The following is a 1103-nucleotide window of genomic DNA, read 5'->3' on the forward strand; positions in this document are numbered from 1 at the left end:
AAAACCAAATAACCAATTCAATATAAATAAATTGGTATCAATAAAACTTGGCACACTATTGAGTTCTCAAACAACAACCACACCCAGCCAACACACCCAAACCAACAAACAGTCCGCGATGATCAGTGCCGAGGCAACCCACCCAACACCAGTAAACCTGGCATCTTCTTGGGGGTTTTTCGTTCCCCCAACGAGCGGGGCAACTCGAAAAACAATACACACCTTTTAGCGAACACGCAAACCAGCTGGCCCCCTCCAGGCCCTCACAGGCTCCCGCAGCAGTCACCACCGGGAGTAACTTCCCCGAGTTCACACCAATTATGGGGCCTGGAATACCCGAAATGAGACCTAGGATACACCACCGAAAACACCCCCTCAACACCGCCCTGCAGGCACCCCACCACCACACAATCCCCCTCCCCGCTACCCAAAACAGCAAGCAACGCACCCCCCTCACTCCCCCGACCCATCAAAAGTCACCTGCCAGGCAGGCCCGCACACCCCCAGCAAAAGCGCCACCAGTGGCAGTGTTCCCACTGAGCACCGCTGAGCACTGCCGCCCCACTTCTCCCGTTGACCTCAACGACGCCGGCAGTCCCGGCATAGACACTGCCAAGCACCCTAGCCGAGTGTGTCATTGCTGACGTCCTCACCCACCACCACCAACCGCACTCCCCCGCCGGGCGCCACCAACCACACACCACCCTCATCCCCCACAAACCACAACCCTCACAACCCACACCACCACCACCAGTGCTGGCAGCAGGGCCAAGACCAGGGCAGCTCGCCCACACGGCGCAGCCACCACCGGGTCCACGCCTAGCCGTGCCGGCACACCCACCACCTAGGACCTAGCCGGCCGGCGGGTCGTGTGGTTATTGGACCGGTGGGTCTTGTGGTTAAACAGCAAGGGCCGCCCTGGAAAGGGCGGCCACAGCGAAGTGAGACGTGGTGAGGTGCGGCGTGGTGTTAAACGACGGTGGCCACCTTGGTGGGGTGGCCGTGAGGGTGTGTGGTTGTTAAAGCAAGGGAGGCCCCTCACCGTGGTGTGGGGCCTCTACCTTTTTTACGTGTTGTCCGGCGGTGTCCTACTCTCCCACATC

At 59.7% G+C, this 1103-nt stretch carries 2 protein-coding genes; one reads left to right on the forward strand and one right to left on the reverse strand.

Annotation, left to right across the window (positions count from 1 at the left end; all coding sequences use genetic code 11):
* Positions 1 to 229: hypothetical protein (locus CVS27_RS21145; protein WP_207767609.1), on the forward strand; the 229-nt coding region annotated here is incomplete at its 5' end.
* A 477-nt stretch (positions 230 to 706) separates the two neighbouring features.
* Here the strand turns inward: CVS27_RS21145 and CVS27_RS21535 are convergent.
* On the reverse strand, positions 707 to 835 hold the full coding sequence (locus tag CVS27_RS21535) for a hypothetical protein (protein WP_279325130.1): 129 nt from the start codon (positions 833 to 835) through the stop codon (positions 707 to 709).
* Between the last annotated feature and the right edge of the window lie 268 nt (positions 836 to 1103).

This window comes from Arthrobacter glacialis, assembly GCF_002909445.1.
Taxonomy (GTDB): Bacteria; Actinomycetota; Actinomycetes; order Actinomycetales; family Micrococcaceae; genus Specibacter; species Specibacter glacialis.